The 14,972-nt window shown below is 64.5% G+C and carries 10 protein-coding genes; 4 read left to right on the forward strand and 6 right to left on the reverse strand.

Annotated features, from left to right (window positions below; all coding sequences use genetic code 11):
• Nucleotides 1–18: 18 nt before the first annotated feature.
• From trpS to AC1D0N_RS03125, 3 genes are all read right to left on the reverse strand, one after another.
• Complete coding sequence (gene trpS / locus AC1D0N_RS03115; protein WP_477241269.1) at nt 19–1,086, reverse strand: tryptophan--tRNA ligase; 1,068 nt, start codon at nt 1,084–1,086, stop codon at nt 19–21.
• A gap of 118 nt (nt 1,087–1,204) precedes the next feature.
• Entirely contained in the window at nt 1,205–2,812 is a 1,608-nt protein-coding gene (gene murJ / locus AC1D0N_RS03120; protein WP_477241271.1) for a murein biosynthesis integral membrane protein MurJ, read from the reverse strand.
• Between the two features lie 148 nt (nt 2,813–2,960).
• Nucleotides 2,961–5,762 carry a [protein-PII] uridylyltransferase gene (locus AC1D0N_RS03125; RefSeq protein ID WP_477241273.1) on the reverse strand — a complete coding sequence of 934 codons (2,802 nt, stop codon included), beginning with the start codon at nt 5,760–5,762 and terminating at the stop codon, nt 2,961–2,963.
• Nucleotides 5,763–5,958: 196 nt separating this feature from the next.
• Between AC1D0N_RS03125 and AC1D0N_RS03130 the strand changes: the two genes are divergently transcribed.
• From AC1D0N_RS03130 to AC1D0N_RS03140, 3 genes are all read left to right on the forward strand, one after another.
• On the forward strand, nt 5,959–8,331 hold the full coding sequence (locus AC1D0N_RS03130; protein WP_477241275.1) for a heavy metal translocating P-type ATPase: 2,373 nt from the start codon (nt 5,959–5,961) through the stop codon (nt 8,329–8,331).
• Between the two features lie 44 nt (nt 8,332–8,375).
• The gene (gene copM, locus AC1D0N_RS03135) at nt 8,376–8,765 is read left to right on the forward strand and encodes a CopM family metallochaperone (protein WP_477241277.1); all 390 of its coding nucleotides are present in this window, start codon (nt 8,376–8,378) and stop codon (nt 8,763–8,765) included.
• Between the two features lie 93 nt (nt 8,766–8,858).
• Nucleotides 8,859–9,704, forward strand: coding sequence for an aldo/keto reductase (locus AC1D0N_RS03140; protein WP_477241279.1), 846 nt, complete (start codon nt 8,859–8,861; stop codon nt 9,702–9,704).
• Here AC1D0N_RS03140 and AC1D0N_RS03145 read toward each other — a convergent pair.
• The 3 genes from AC1D0N_RS03145 to mutS form a co-directional block, all read right to left on the reverse strand.
• The gene (locus AC1D0N_RS03145; protein ID WP_477241281.1) at nt 9,701–10,261 is read right to left on the reverse strand and encodes a TetR/AcrR family transcriptional regulator; all 561 of its coding nucleotides are present in this window, start codon (nt 10,259–10,261) and stop codon (nt 9,701–9,703) included. The genes AC1D0N_RS03140 and AC1D0N_RS03145 overlap by 4 nt on opposite strands.
• Nucleotides 10,262–10,263: 2 nt before the next feature.
• The gene (locus tag AC1D0N_RS03150) at nt 10,264–10,728 is read right to left on the reverse strand and encodes a nuclear transport factor 2 family protein (RefSeq protein ID WP_477241283.1); all 465 of its coding nucleotides are present in this window, start codon (nt 10,726–10,728) and stop codon (nt 10,264–10,266) included.
• Between the two features lie 75 nt (nt 10,729–10,803).
• Nucleotides 10,804–13,572, reverse strand: coding sequence for a DNA mismatch repair protein MutS (mutS, locus tag AC1D0N_RS03155; protein WP_477241285.1), 2,769 nt, complete (start codon nt 13,570–13,572; stop codon nt 10,804–10,806).
• A gap of 174 nt (nt 13,573–13,746) precedes the next feature.
• Here mutS and AC1D0N_RS03160 point away from each other — a divergent pair, with 174 nt between their 5' ends.
• On the forward strand, nt 13,747–14,940 hold the full coding sequence (locus AC1D0N_RS03160; protein WP_477241287.1) for a glycosyltransferase family protein: 1,194 nt from the start codon (nt 13,747–13,749) through the stop codon (nt 14,938–14,940).
• Nucleotides 14,941–14,972 lie beyond the last annotated feature (32 nt).

Genomic DNA, 14,972 nt, shown 5'->3' on the forward strand with positions numbered 1-14,972 from the left:
GTCGGGTGTTGGTGCAGATCAGCCCTGCAGCAGGCCGATAATGTCGCGCACGGTCTTCATCGTCGCCTCGGCCAGCACGCCGGCCCGCTCGCCGCCATCCTTCAGCACCGCGTCGACATAGGCCCGGTCGTCGGAAATGCGGCGCATCTCGCCGGCGATCGGCGCCAGCTTCTCCACCGCCAGGTCGGCGAGCGCCGGCTTGAACACGGAAAACTGCTGGCCGCCGAACGCCTTCAGCACGTCGGCCTTCGAGATCTCGGCGAGGCCAGCGTAGATACCGACCAGGTTCTCCGCCTCGGGCCTTGTGGCTAGACCGTCCAGCTCGCTTGGCAACGCTTCCGGGTCGGTCTTGGCCTTGCGGATCTTCTTCGAAATAGTGTCGGCATCGTCGGTCAAATTGATGCGCGACAGGTCCGACGGGTCCGACTTCGACATCTTCTTCGAGCCGTCGCGCAACGACATGATGCGCGCCGCCGGTCCGCCGATGATCGGCTCCGTCAACGGGAAATAGCCGTTCACCGTCTCCTCGCCGATTTGCATCTCGACGCCGACACCAAGGCCGGCGATGCGGTCCGAAAAGTCATTGTTGAACTTTTGCGCGATGTCGCGCGTCAGCTCCAGATGCTGCTTCTGGTCGTCGCCCACCGGCACGTGGGTGGCGCGGTAGACGAGGATGTCGGCAGCCATCAGCGAGGGATAGGCTAACAGGCCGAGCGAGGCGTTCTCGCGGTCCTTGCCGGCCTTGTCCTTGAACTGCGTCATGCGGTTCATCCAGCCGATCCGCGCCACGCAATTGAAGACCCAGGCAAGCTCGGCATGCTGCATCACCCGCGACTGGTTGAAGACGATGTGCTTCTTCGGGTCGATGCCCGAGGCGAGAAACGCCGCGGTGATCGACCGTGTCTGGTCAGCGAGGTCTTCATGGACGAGCTGGGCGGTCAGCGAATGCAGGTCGACGACGCAATAGATGCAGTCGGAGGTGTCCTGCAGCGCGACGAATTTCTTGATGGCGCCGAGATAGTTGCCGAGATGCAAATTGCCGGTCGGCTGGACGCCGGAAAAAACGAGTGGCTTGAAGGCGGTCATTGTTGTTCCCTTGGCTTGTGGAGGGCCGTTTCGCGCGCGGCGAAAGTCTTTCGACGGCGCGCTTATGGACGAGAGCGCGGAGAGGATCAAGACCGCCGTCGCCGTGAGGTTGCAGGAACTATTCGTCCGGATCGGATTTTGCGGCGGAGGGGGGCGCCTTCGCGGCGCCCCGCATGGCATTGCGCCGGATCATGCCGAAATCGGCGCCGCCGGTGGCGAAAGCTGTGATGAAATAGAGTGCTGCACCACCGGCAACCAGCGACAGCAGCGTCACGGCCTTGATCACCAGCGGCGAGCCGGGGCCGAGCCTGATGGCGAACCAGTGCTCGGCAAAATAGAGCGCCGCCCCCATCACCGCCGCCGACAGCACCAGCCGCGGAATGCGCTTCAACAGCGGCACGTCGCGGCCCCAATGGCCGCGCCGGATCAGCACGGCAAGCAGCATCATCGCGTTGACCCAGCCGGCGACTGCCGAAGCCACCGCGATGCCCGGCGCGCCCATCGACGGAAACAGCGTCAGCGCCGTGGTGACGTTCACCGCCACCGAGATGGCGGCGAAGATCATCGGCGTGCGGGTGTCCTCGCGGGCGAAATAGCCGGGGGTGAACGCCTTGATCAGCACGAAGGCCGGCAGGCCGAGGCCGAAGATCGCCAGGATGGCCGCCACGATCGGCGTCGAGTGGTTGGCGGCAAACGCGCCGCGCTCATAGACCAGCCGCACGATCGGCTCGGACATCACCCAAAGTGCGGCGGCCGCCGGCAAGGTCAGGAACAGCGTGAATTCGACCGAGCGGTTCTGCAGATTGGCTGCCTCGATCAGATTGCCCGATTTCAGTGCCCGCGACAGTTCCGGCAACAGCACGATGGCGACAGCGACGCCGACGACGCCGAGCGGCAGCTGGTAGATGCGGTCGGCATAGGCCAACGAGGAGACCGCGCTGTCCTGCGCCGAAGCGATGGCGGTACCGATCAGCTGGTTGATCTGGGTGATGCCGCCGGTGATCGCCGCCGGCAGCGCCAGGATCAACAGCCGCTTGACGCTGGGCGTCATCTTCGGCCGGCGAAAGCCGATCGATATGCCGGCATGGCGCACCGCCACCCAGACTATCGCCAATTGCACCAGCCCCGCCGCCAGCACGCCCCAGGACAGGCCGAAGCCGACCGCGCGCGCATCCAGCCCCTTGTACCAGGAATAGCCGAGCACGCCGATCAGGATGACGTTGAGGAACACCGGCGCCACCGCTGCGGCAAAATAGCGGCGCAGCGAGTTCAGCATGCCGGCCATCATGGCGCCGAGCGACATGCAGATCAGGTAGGGGAACATGATGGTCGCGAGCGTGACCGTCATCTCGAATTTTCCCGGCGTGTCGGCAAAGCCGGGCGCCACCAAATAGCGCACGATCAACGGCATCGCCAGTTCCATGGCGATGGTCAGCGCCAGCAGCGCGGTAAACAGCACGCCGAACACTTCTTCCGAAAAGCGCTTGGCGCCCTCGGTGCCGTGGGTTTCGATCTCCTTGGCAAACAAAGGCACGAAGGCGGCGTTGAAGGCGCCTTCTGCGAACAGCCGGCGAAAGGTATTGGGAAACTGGAAGGCAGCGTTGAAGGCGTCGGCGATCGGCCCGGTGCCGAGTGCGGCGGCCATCAGCATCTCGCGGCCAAAACCGAGCGCACGGCTCATCAGCGTGCCGGAAGCGACCGTCGCGAATTTTCTGACAAGGCTCATGCGTGTGTAGACTGCCTTAGAGCAATTCCAGGAAAAGTGTGAAACGGTATTCCGCCCGGAATTGCGTTAAAACGAAGAGTTAGAGCTATTCGCCGTTTCCGTGAAACGGCGAATAGCTCGAGGGATTGGGACAAAGTGATGGTGACGATCACTCGGCGGCCGCCTTGGCCTTGCCGCCGCGCTCGGGCGCGATGCCTTCAAGCGCCGCGATCAGCCGGTTGTGGATGGCCGCAATGCGGGCGGGGCTGTCGATCTTCTGGCCGGTCAGGTCGGTGACATAGAAAGTGTCGATGACCTTTTCGCCAAACGTGGTGATGTGGGCCGAGGCGATGTCGAGCGACAGATCGGACAGCGCGCCGGTGATCTCGGAGAGCAGGCCCGGCCGGTCCAGCCCCTCGACCTCGATCACCGAGAACCGGTTCGACAGCGTGTTGCGGATTTCGGCGCGCGGCGGAATTTTGAACACCTTGGCGCCGCGCCGCGGCTTGGTGCGCTTCTCGATCATCTCCGGCAGCCAGCTCTTGCCCGACAGCACGTCCTCGATCAGCTTACCGACGCGCTCGGCGCGGCGGCGCTCATCCTCGTCGCGGTCGAACTCCCGCGAGATCAGGATGGTGTCCAGCGCCCGGCCATCGGAGGTGGTGAAGATCTGCGCATCGACGATGTTGCCGCCGGCTCCCGCACAGGCACCGGCGATGACCGAGAGCAGGCGCGGATGGTCCTGCGCCAGCACGGTGATCTCGGTCACCCCCTCGAACTGGTGGGTCTTGACCATGGTGGCGAGCTTCTTGCCGGCCACATCCGCCTCGCGAATGAATTCGGCATGGCGAAGCTGGTCGGGGAGATCGACCGTCAGCAAATAGTTCTCGTAATGCTGGCCGACATAGCGCTTGCGAGCCTTTTCCGGCCAAGCGGACAGCGCCTCGGCCAGTCGCTCGCGGGCAGCCGCCGTGCGCGTCGCGCGCGACACTTCCGAAAACCCGCCGGTCAACAGCAGTTCGGTTTCGTAGTAGAGCGTGCGCAGCAACTGGCCTTTCCAGCCGTTCCAGACGCCCGGCCCGACGCCTCTGATGTCGCAGACGGTGAGGATGAGCAGCAGCTTCAGCCGTTCGACCGACTGCACGATCGCGGCAAAATCCTCGATCGTCTTGCGGTCGTTGAGATCGCGGGTCTGCGCCGTCATCGACATGACGAGGTGGTTCTCGACCAACCAGGCGACGGTTTCGGTGTCGGCCGGCGACAGTCCCATATGCGGGCAGATGCGCCGCGCGATGCGGGCGCCGGCTTCGGAATGGTCCTCCAGCCGTCCCTTGGCGATGTCGTGCAGCAGCACCGCGACATAGAGCGCCTCGCGGCTCTTCTTCAGCCCCGGCATCAGCGTGTGGGAAAGCGGATGGATTTTTTCGCCGTCGCCGCGCTCGATCTCGGCCAACACGCCGATGCAGCGGATCAGGTGCTCGTCCACCGTGTAGTGGTGGTACATCGAGAACTGCATCATGGCGACGATCTTGCCGAAATCCGGGATCAACCTGCCCAGCAATCCGGCCTCGTTCATGCGCCGCAGGTTGAGCTCGGCGTTGCGGTCCGAGGTCAAGATGTCGAGGAACAGCCGGTTGGCCTCCTCGTCGCGCCGCAGCGACTTGTTGACCAGGCCGAGCGAACGGGTCAGCAGCTTCAGCGCGTCGGGGTGGAATTCCAGCCCGTGCTTGTCGGCAAACCAGAACAGCCTGAGCAGATTGACCGGGTCGCGCTCGAACACCGTGTCGTCGGCAATGTTGATGCGGTGATTGTCGACGATGAAATCGGAGGTGCCGGCCAGCTTGCGCTTGCGCCTGGAGAAAGTCAGGAAGATACGGTTGAAGCCCGGCACATGCTTGGCCTGCTCCTCCTCGAGCGCGGCGCAGAAGATGCGGGTCAGGTCGCCGACATCCTTGGCGACGAGGAAGTAGTGCTTCATGAAGCGTTCGACCGCCGACAGGCCGGGATGGGTGGTGTAGCCCAGCCGTTCGGCGATCTCACGCTGGATGTCGAAATGCAGCCTCTCCTCAGGCTTGCCGGTGAGGAAATGCATGTGGCAGCGCACCGCCCACAGGAAATCCTCGGCCTTCTGGAACTCCCGGTATTCGCCTTCCGTGAAGACGCCCTTGTCGACCAGCTCCTCGCCGGTGCGCACCCGGTAGAAATATTTCCCGATCCAGAACAGCGTCTGCAGGTCGCGCAGGCCGCCCTTGCCGTCCTTGACGTTGGGTTCGACGAGGTAGCGGCTTTCGCCGGCCTTCGCGTGGCGCTCGTCGCGCTCGGCCAGCTTGGCCTGCACATATTCAGGCCCGGTCGTGCGCACCACCTCGTGGTCGAAGCGCAGCAGAAGCTCGTCATAGAGCTTTTGCTCGCCCCACAGGAAGCGTGCTTCCAGGATCGAGGTGCGGATGGTGATGTCGGTGCGCGACAGCCTGACGCATTCGTCGATATTGCGGGTGGCGTGGCCGACTTTCAGCCCGAGGTCCCACAGCATGTAGAGCATGTATTCGACGGTCTGCTCGCCCCACGGCGTCTGCTTGTAGGGCAGCAGGAACAGAAGATCGATGTCGGATCCCGGCGCCAGCGTGCCGCGGCCATAGCCGCCGACGGCGACGACGGCCATGCGTTCGGCCGTCGAGGGGTTTTTCACCCGATAGACATGGGTCGCGGCAAAATCGTAGAGCGCGCGGATGATCTCGTCCATGACATGCGACAGCCTGGCGGCGCAGGCATTGCCGCTGCCGTCATCCCGCAGCATGGCCTCGGCTGTTTTGCGGCCATCGGCGAGCCGGCCCTTGAGAAGCTGAAGCACGCCGCTGCGCACCACCTGCCCGGAGCCGTCGCCTGCGGTCGCCGCAGTCAGCGCGGTCATCTCGCGGCGCAAGGCTTCGCCGTCGATCAGTTCATCGAGCTTCAGAGAGATTTTTGCCATATGCGCGGGTTGGCCTTGCCTTTTCGGCGGCGTCTATAGCGCGTTTTCGCGGTGCTGGGTATGGGGCGGACGGACGTGTTGTCTACGGCAGTCCGACAACCGCCGCCACAAGAAAAGTCGAAAATCAGCCCTTGACCTTCCAGTTACTGGAAGCACTACCTCTGCACCAGCATCGAGACACAAAGGCATTTTTTCAATGGCGCATTCCGACCATGACCATCACGCGCACGCCGCTGCCGGCTGCTGCTCGGCAAAGCATGCTGCACCTGTCGCGGCCACTGTGGCTCGCGATCCGGTCTGCGGCATGAGCGTCGACCCTGCCACGGCCAAGCATTCTTTGCGGCATGAGAGCCAGGATTTCTATTTCTGCTCGGCCGGCTGCAAGGCGAAGTTCGAGGCGGAGCCGGCAAAATATCTTGGCGACCGGCCAGAACCGAAGGCGATGCCGAAAGGCACGCAATACACCTGCCCAATGCATCCCGAAATCATCCGCGACAAGCCCGGATCCTGCCCGATCTGCGGCATGGCGCTGGAGCCGATGGGAGTGCCGACCGGCGACGAGGGTCCAAACCCGGAGCTTGTCGACTTCACCCGGCGTCTCTGGGTCAGTGCCATCCTGTCGGTGCCTTTGCTGATCGTCGCCATGGCGCCGATGTTCGGCCTAACCTTCGCAAGCTTTATCGATGAACGATCGATGGTCTGGCTGGAGCTGGCGTTGGCGAGCCCGGTGGTGCTGTGGGCGGCGCTACCCTTCTTCCATCGCGGCTGGGACTCGGTCGTCAACCGCAGTCCCAACATGTGGACGTTGATCTCGCTCGGCGTCGGCGCGGCCTATCTCTACAGCCTCGTCGCCACGCTGTTTCCGGACATTTTTCCGCACCAGTTCCGCGGTCATGACGGCACTGTCCCGGTCTATTTCGAGGCGGCCGCCGTCATCGTGGCGCTGGTGTTCCTTGGCCAGGTGCTGGAGCTGCGGGCTCGCGAGCAAACCGGTTCGGCGATCCGCGCGCTGCTCGATCTGGCGCCGAAGACGGCGCGGCTGATAGGCGCGGACGGTGCCGAAAATGACGTGCCGCTCGACGCGGTCAAGGCGGGTGACCGGCTGCGCATCCGCCCTGGCGACGCCGTTCCGGTCGACGGCATCGTGCTGGAGGGCCGCTCTGCCATCGACGAATCGATGATCACAGGCGAGCCGCTGCCGGTCGAAAAGACCCAAGGCGACGCGTTGACCGGCGGCACGCTCAACAAATACGGTTCGCTGATCATGCGCGCCGAGAAGGTTGGCGCCGAGACGACGCTGGCCCGCATTGTCGAACTGGTCGCCAAGGCGCAGCGGTCGCGGGCGCCGATCCAGGGGCTGGCCGACCGCGTCTCCTTCTACTTCGTTCCCGTCGTCGTGCTGGTCGCGCTCGTCGCTTTCACCGCCTGGGCGTTTCTCGGCCCCGAGCCCAGCCTGATCTTCGCCATCGTCTCGGCGGTGTCGGTGCTGATCATCGCCTGCCCGTGCGCGCTGGGTCTGGCGACGCCGATGTCGATCATGACCGCCACCGGGCGCGGGGCGCATGCCGGCGTGCTGATCAAGGAAGCGGCGGCGCTCGAGCGCTTTGCCTCCGTCAACACGCTGATCGTCGACAAGACCGGCACACTGACCGAAGGCCGACCGCGATTGACCGATGTCGTCGCTGTCGAAGGCATGGTGGAAGATGAATTGCTGGCACTCGCCGCAGCACTGGAAAAAGGCTCCGAGCATCCGCTGGCAGAGGCGATCGTCGAGGGCGCCGGCGAACGCGGCCTGAAGATCGCCGATGCCGGCGGTTTCGAGGCGGTCACCGGCAAGGGCGTTTCCGGCACGGTGTCGGGCAAGCTGGTCGCGCTCGGCAACGCGGCAATGATGGCCGATCTCGGCATCGACATCGGGTCGGTGTCAGCCAAGGCCGAAGCGCTGCAGGCCGAAGGCAAGACCGCGATGTTTGTTGCCGTGGAGAACAAACTGGCCGGCATCGTTGCCGTCGCCGACCCGGTCAAGGCAACGACGGCCGAGGCGATCAAGGCGCTGCATGACAGTGGGCTGAGGATCATCATGGCGACCGGCGACAATGAGCGCACGGCGAGAGCCATTGCGAGCAAGCTCGGCATCGACGAGGTGCGCGCCGGTCTGCTTCCGGAACAGAAGGCAGCCCTCGTCGAGGAACTGCGCGCCAAAGGCGCCGGCGTTGCCATGGCCGGCGACGGTGTCAACGATGCGCCCGCACTTGCCGCCGCCGATGTCGGCATCGCCATGGGCACCGGCGCCGATGTCGCGGTCGAAAGCGCCGGGATCACGCTGGTCAAGGGCGACCTGAACGGCATCGTCCGCGCCCGCCGGCTTGCCCAGGCGACGATCCGCAACATCCGCCAGAACCTGTTTTTCGCCTTCCTTTACAATGTGTTGGGTGTACCGGTGGCTGCCGGCGTGCTCTATCCGCTGACCGGAACGTTGCTGTCGCCGATGCTGGCCGCGGCGGCGATGAGCCTGTCCTCGGTCTCGGTCATCGCCAACGCATTGCGGCTCAGGACGTTGAAACTCTGAACTCAACCCCCAAATACGAAAACCCAATCAACAGGAGACCATGAATGACCTTGGCTAAAAAGATCGTGCTTTTGCTGATGGCGGCGGGAATGCTGCTTGCCGTTTTCCTCGAAAGCATCCCGGCGCAATCGGAGGAGGTAAAACATGACATGGCCGGTATGGCGATGGGCGCGGAAGGTCCTTCGACCGATGGCTACAAGGCTGCGATGGACAAGATGCACACCGACATGATGATCGAATATTCCGGCAATGCCGATGTCGATTTTGTCAGGGGCATGATCCCGCATCATCAGGGTGCGATCGACATGGCCAAGGTCGAGCTTGCCAACGGCAAGGATCCGGAAATCCGCAAGCTGGCCGAAGGCGTCATCGCCGCGCAGGAAGCCGAGATCAAGCAGATGCAGACTTGGCTCGCCGCTCACCCGGTGAAGTAAGACATCTGCCACGGTGATGGAGAATCCGGTGAAGATGCTTTCCGGATTTCTCCCGCTGGCTATGATGGTCTCCGGCCTCGACTGGAGCATGCAATGTCCTCAACGATAAGAACCACCACGCTGCCTTCAGGCGAAGCCGTTCAGGTGCTTGGCCAAGGCACATGGAAGATGGGCGAGGATGCCCGTCGCCGTGCCGATGAGGTCAACGCCCTGAAGCTCGGACTCGACCTCGGCATGACGCTGATCGACACCGCCGAAATGTATGCCAGCGGCGGCGCCGAGGAGGTGGTGGCGGAAGCCATTGCCGGACGCCGTGACGAACTCTTTCTCGTCTCCAAGGTGCTGCCGTCCAATGCCTCGCGCAGCGGCGTGCCGGCGGCTTGCGAGAAAAGCCTCAGGCGCATGCGCACCGACCGCATCGATCTCTACCTCCTGCATTGGCCGGGCAGCGTGCCGCTGGCGGAAACGGTCGAGGCGTTTGAGGCGCTGAAGAAAGCTGGCAAGATCCGCCACTGGGGCGTCAGCAATTTCGACACCGACGAGATGGACGAACTGACCGGGCTGCCCTCGGGCGGTAATGTCCAGACCAATCAGGTGCTCTACAATCTGTCGCGGCGCGGCCCCGAATTCGACCTCGCACCGTGGAGCCGGCAGCGCGGCATTCCGCTGATGGCCTATTCGCCGGTCGAGCAGGGCGCCCTGGCGCGCAATGCCAAGCTGGAGGCTATTGCCGCCCGCCACAACGCCACGCCGGCGCAGATCGCGCTTGCCTGGGTGATGGCGCAGCCCGGCGTCATCGCCATTCCGAAGGCCAGCCGCCAGGAGCATGTCCGCCAGAATGTCGCCGCGCTCGACATCAAGCTCACCGGCGAAGACCTCGCCGACCTCGATCGCGCTTTCCCGCCGCCGACCCGCAAGCGCGGGCTGGAGATGATCTAGCGAGCCTTGAGCGCCGCCCGCGCCCGTTGCAGCGCACGCGAAAACACCGCTGTGTCGTCGAAGGCGCGTGCCAGCGTGAGCGCGCCCTGGATGGCGGCGACAGTCTCTTCAGCGAGGTCGGCCGCTTGCGGCTGGCTATGGCCGAGGCGCTGCAGCGCCTCAGTCAGACGCGCGACCCAGCGGCCGAAATAGCTTTTTATCGCCTTGGCAAAAAGGTCGCGCGCGTCGTCCAGCGCGAAGGCGCCGATCAGGCACACACGACGACCGGAGCGGAAATAGTTGTCGGTCGCCTCCAGCATGCGCTCGATGCCGGCTTGCGGGTCGGCCCTGTCCTGCAGCGGCACGAAGACATTCTCCTCGAACCAGCCATCGATATGGGCGATGACGGCTGCCGCCATCTCTTCCTTCCCGCCGGGAAAGAAATGATAAAGGCTGCCCTTGCCGAGCCTCGTCGCTTCGCCGATCAGCGACAGGCTGGCGCCCTCATAGCCATGCTCGCGAAACACCTCGGCCAAAATGGCCAGCAGGCTGTCGCGATCGGGCGCGATCCGGCGCATCCTTACAGTCCGAGTTCGGACAGGCCCGGATGGTCGTCCGGCCGGCGGCCGAGCGGCCAGTGATACTTGCGCTCGGCCTCAGTGATCGGCAGGTCGTTGATGCTGGCGACGCGCCGGCGCATCAATCCGGCTGCATCGAACTCCCAGTTCTCATTGCCGTAGGAGCGGAACCAGTGACCGCTGTCGTCGCGCCACTCATAGGCGAAGCGCACGGCAATGCGGTTGTCGGTAAAGGCCCAGACCTCCTTGATCAGGCGGTAGTCGAGCTCGCGTGCCCATTTGCGCGTCAGGAAATCGACGATCTCCGGCCGCCCGGCAACGAATTCGGCCCGGTTGCGCCAGACGCTGTCGTCGGTATAGGCGAGCGACACCCGCTCCGGGTCGCGACTGTTCCAGGCATCTTCGGCCATGCGCGCTTTTTGCGCCGCCGTCTCGGCTGTAAAGGGCGGCAGCGGCGGACGACTCATGGCGTTCTCCCATCGATAGAAGTGATGGCGAGCATTGTACTGATCGGTACAATCAAGTCAAGAGGGTCAATGAAGCTATGGCTTCCCTGCCAGCCCCTTCAGCCGGTAAAGCACTTCCAGCGCCTCGCGCGGCGTCATCTCGTCGGGGTTGATGTCGTCGAGCGCCGCACCCAGCGCATCGTTCTTCACCGGCTTCGGCGCCTCCCGCCTCGCCGCCACCGAAAACAGCGGCAAATCGTCGACCAGCCGGTTCGCCTTGCCTGAAACTTCGCCTGCTTCCAGCTGGTGCAGCACTTCCTTGGCCCGACCGACCACCGCTTCCGGCAGGCCGGCCAGCCGCGCCACCTGTACGCCGTAGGAGCGGTCGGCGGCACCCTTGCCGACCTCGTGCAGGAAGACGACGTCGCCTTCCCATTCCTTGACCCGCATGGTGACGTTGTGCAGCCGCGCCAGCTTTCCGGCCAGCGCCGTCATCTCGTGGAAATGGGTGGCGAAGATCGCCCGGCAGCGGTTCTTTTCGTGCAGATATTCGACCGCCGCCCAGGCGATCGACAGGCCGTCGAAGGTTGCAGTGCCGCGGCCGATTTCGTCGAGGATGACCAGCGCCCGTTCGCCGGCCTGGTTGAGGATCGCCGCCGTCTCGACCATCTCGACCATGAAGGTCGAGCGGCCGCGCGCCAGATCGTCCGAGGCGCCGACACGCGAAAACAGCCGGTCGACGACGCCGATATGAGCCGATGTCGCCGGCACGAACGAGCCGGTCTGGGCAAGGATGGCGATCAGCGCGTTCTGCCGCAGGAAGGTCGACTTACCGCCCATATTGGGGCCGGTCAGCAGCCAGATCGCGCCGTTTTTCGTGCCGCCTTCCGGCGACAGGTCGCAATCATTGGCGACGAATGGCCCGTCGCCTGAACGCCGCAGCGACTGCTCGACCACCGGGTGGCGTCCGCCGGAGATGTCGAAGGCAAGGCTGGCGTCGACAATCGGTCGGCACCAGGCCTCGCTCTCGGAAAGCAGCGCGAGTGCCGCCGACACGTCGAGCACGGCAAGCGCCTCGGCTCCGGCGCGGATAGCATCGGCCTGGCCGACCGCTTCCGCCGTCAGCGTGTCGAAAGCGGCTAGCTCGACGCTCAGCGCCCGGTCGGCGGCATTGGCGATCTTCGATTCCAGCGCCGCCAGATCGGTGGTGGTGAAGCGCATGGCGTTGGCCATGGTCTGGCGGTGGATGAAGCGCGCCTTGGCCCCATCACTGCTGGTCATGATCGCGTGATGGTTGGCGGTAACCTCGATATAGTAGCCCAGCACATTGTTGTGCCGGATTTTCAGCGAGCGGATGCCGGTCTCCTCGATCAGCGAGCGCTCCAGCCCGGCGATCACCTTGCGCGATTCATCGCGCAGCGCCCGCATCTCGTCGAGCTCGGCGTGGTAGCCGGCACGGACGAAGCCGCCATCGCGCTTCAGCAACGGCAATTCGTCGCCGAGCGCCTGCGTCAGATGCGCGGCCAGCGCGCTCGGCAGTGTCTTGATCGTCGCCAGCGCTGCTGCCAATTCGCCGGGCAGGGCGGTCTCTCCAAACAGGTTGGCAATGGCGCCGGCCGCCTCGAAGCCGGCGCGCAGCGCGCCGAGGTCGCGCGGTCCGCCGCGGTTGAGCGCCAGCCTGGACAAAGCACGCGGCATGTCGGCGACACTCTTCAGGCTCGCCCGCACCGCCTGGCAGAGGCGCGTTTCCGAGCGGAAGAACGACACCGAGTCGAGCCGCGCCGTAATGTGTGTGGGGTCGGTCAGTGGCGCCATCAGCCGGTCGGCCAGCAACCGCGCGCCGCCACCCGTCACCGTGCGGTCGATCGCCTTGAACAACGAGCCGTCGCGGCTGCCGGACAGCGTGCGTAAGAGTTCCAGATTGGCGCGCGTCGCCGGGTCGATGAACAGCGTCGACCCTTGCTCCTCGCGCTCCGGCCGCGACAGCGGCGGCCGCTCGGCCTTCTGCGTCTTCTCGACATAGGCGATGGCGCCGGAGATCGCCGACAGCTCGGCGCGCGAAAAGGCGCCAAAGCTGTCCGGCGTCGCCACCTCGAAGAAGCGGGCGATGCGCCCCGCGGCAGACGCCGAATCGAACAGAGACGGCGGCTGCGGGTTGGCAACGCGGCCAAGCACGTCGAACACCGGCTTCAGCTCCGGGTCGTAAAACACCGGTTCGGCGACGATCAGCTCGCGTGGGTCGACGCGGAACACATCGGCCAGCAGCCGGTCGGCCGTCGTCTCGGCAACACGAAAAGCCCCCGTCGATATCTCGATCCAGGCCAACGCAAAACTTCCTTGGTTCCCTGTCGCGCTGCCGCGCTCCCCGCCTCTTGGCTCTGCCCCGCCCTTGACCCGCCCCAGCGCCATCAGGAAGCTCGATTCCGATGGCGCCAGCAATTTGTCCTCGGTGATGGTGCCGGGTGTCACCAGCCGCACCACGTCGCGGCGCACCACCGATTTGCCGCCGCGTTTTTTCGCCTCGGCCGGATCCTCGATCTGCTCGCAGACGGCGACGCGAAAACCCTGGCCGATCAGCTTCTGCAGATAGTCGTCGGCGGCATGCACCGGCACGCCGCACATCGGAATGTCGAGGCCCTGGTGCTTGCCGCGCTTGGTCAAGACGATGCCCAGCGCCCGGCTCGCCTTCTCGGCATCGTCGAAGAACAGCTCGTAGAAATCGCCCATGCGGTAGAACAGCAGCGAATCCGGGTTCGCCGCCTTGATCTCGATGAACTGTTCGATCATCGGCGTAGCACCCGGTGCGGCGACCGGCGTCGGCGTCAAGGGCGTAGCGGTATCGTTGTCGGAAGGGATCATATCCATGGCCGCACGCTAGCAGATGTGGCCGGACGGTTTAATGCCGGCGGCTGTGGAAAACAGGGGACGACGGCGGTTCCGAGGGCTCGCAACGAATCTCAGCTGCCAAAGGTCACTCAGGTTGCGCCGGGCGAGGGCCAGGCCCTATGATCTCTAGGGCGAGATTATGGGGAATCGTGGGTGGACCAGGACAAGCAGGAGACGTTCGATGAGATGGTTGGTCCCGTCGAGTCGACGATCACGCGTCTGTTGCTTTTGGCGGCACGACGCGCCGATCGAACCAGGAACAAACTGAGGGTTGCGGCGCGCAAGCGGTTGCCCTTCATCCTCCCGGCGCGCGGCCCGCTGTCCGATCTCGATGGCGGCATCGAGATTGCGGCCCATGTCTTCAATCGCGATCCGCTGGTGCTGTACATGCCGGTCGGCGGTCCTCGCCCTCTCTATCCGCTGGCGGCGATTGGCCGGCGCCTGGCGTCACGCCAGGTCACGTTCCTGATGATGCCGAGCTGGACGTTCGAAAGGCCTGATGTCGTCACCCGGATGGGCCGCGACCTCGACTGGTATGCCAGGCACTTTCCCCTGCATGAGATCATCTTCCTATGCAACACCGAGGAAGAGCGCCGTCTGATCAGCGCGGTCGGCGGCAATGCCATTTTCTCCAATCACAATCTGATGATATCGGAGAACGTCTTTCGACCGCTGCCGGATGTGCCGGTCGAATTCGACGCCGTCTACAATGGCCGCATCTCGCCGACAAAGCGTCACCATCTTGCATTCGAAATCGAACGACTGGCGCACGTCACCTATTCGATCGGCGAACTGCCTCCCGCCGCCGCCCGGGCCTTCATCCGGCGTCTGCAGGCACAGTCGCCGCTTCACCGCATCGTCAATCCGATCGTCGATGGCATGCCCGGAAGATTGACAGCCAGCGAGGTCAACCGCGCCTACAACCAGGCCGCGGTCGGGCTCTGCCTGTCGGCAAGCGAAGGCGCGATGTATTCCTCGATGGAGTATCTGATGGCCGGGCTGCCGATCGTCAGCACACCGAGCCTCGGCGGCCGCGATGTTTATTTCGATCCGGATTATTGCATCATCGCCGACCCGGAACCGGCGGCCATCCGCCGTGCCGTCGAGACTTTGCGCGACCGCGCCATACCACGCGAGGAAGTACGCGGCAGGACGCTCGAGAAGGTTCGCGCCCAGCGCATCGAACTCATGGCCTATCTGTCTGCGCTTCTGCGACGCAAAGGCAGCAGCGCCCCACCAATCGAGACTTGGCCGTTTTCCGGCACGCAGGGCCTGATGCGATGGGGACCGGTGCGCGACCAGGCGCGGGACTTTGCCGCGCTCGCCAGCGGGTCCGGCCGGCCCTGACCGGATAAATTCTCAGGGATGCACGAGATCGC

Source organism: Mesorhizobium sp. P2_E10 (assembly GCF_056404235.1).

Excerpts from the sequence above, each read along its gene's own strand:
- AC1D0N_RS03125 (WP_477241273.1), bottom strand. The coding sequence starts at position 5,762 with ATGGCAAAAATCTCTCTGAAGCTCGATGAACTGATCGACGGCGAAGCC.
- AC1D0N_RS03145 (WP_477241281.1), bottom strand. The coding sequence starts at position 10,261 with ATGCGCCGGATCGCGCCCGATCGCGACAGCCTGCTGGCCATTTTGGCC.
- trpS (WP_477241269.1), bottom strand. The coding sequence starts at position 1,086 with ATGACCGCCTTCAAGCCACTCGTTTTTTCCGGCGTCCAGCCGACCGGC.
- mutS (WP_477241285.1), bottom strand. The coding sequence starts at position 13,572 with ATGGATATGATCCCTTCCGACAACGATACCGCTACGCCCTTGACGCCG.
- AC1D0N_RS03150 (WP_477241283.1), bottom strand. The coding sequence starts at position 10,728 with ATGAGTCGTCCGCCGCTGCCGCCCTTTACAGCCGAGACGGCGGCGCAA.
- copM (WP_477241277.1), top strand. The coding sequence starts at position 8,376 with ATGACCTTGGCTAAAAAGATCGTGCTTTTGCTGATGGCGGCGGGAATG.
- AC1D0N_RS03130 (WP_477241275.1), top strand. The coding sequence starts at position 5,959 with ATGGCGCATTCCGACCATGACCATCACGCGCACGCCGCTGCCGGCTGC.
- murJ (WP_477241271.1), bottom strand. The coding sequence starts at position 2,812 with ATGAGCCTTGTCAGAAAATTCGCGACGGTCGCTTCCGGCACGCTGATG.
- AC1D0N_RS03140 (WP_477241279.1), top strand. The coding sequence starts at position 8,859 with ATGTCCTCAACGATAAGAACCACCACGCTGCCTTCAGGCGAAGCCGTT.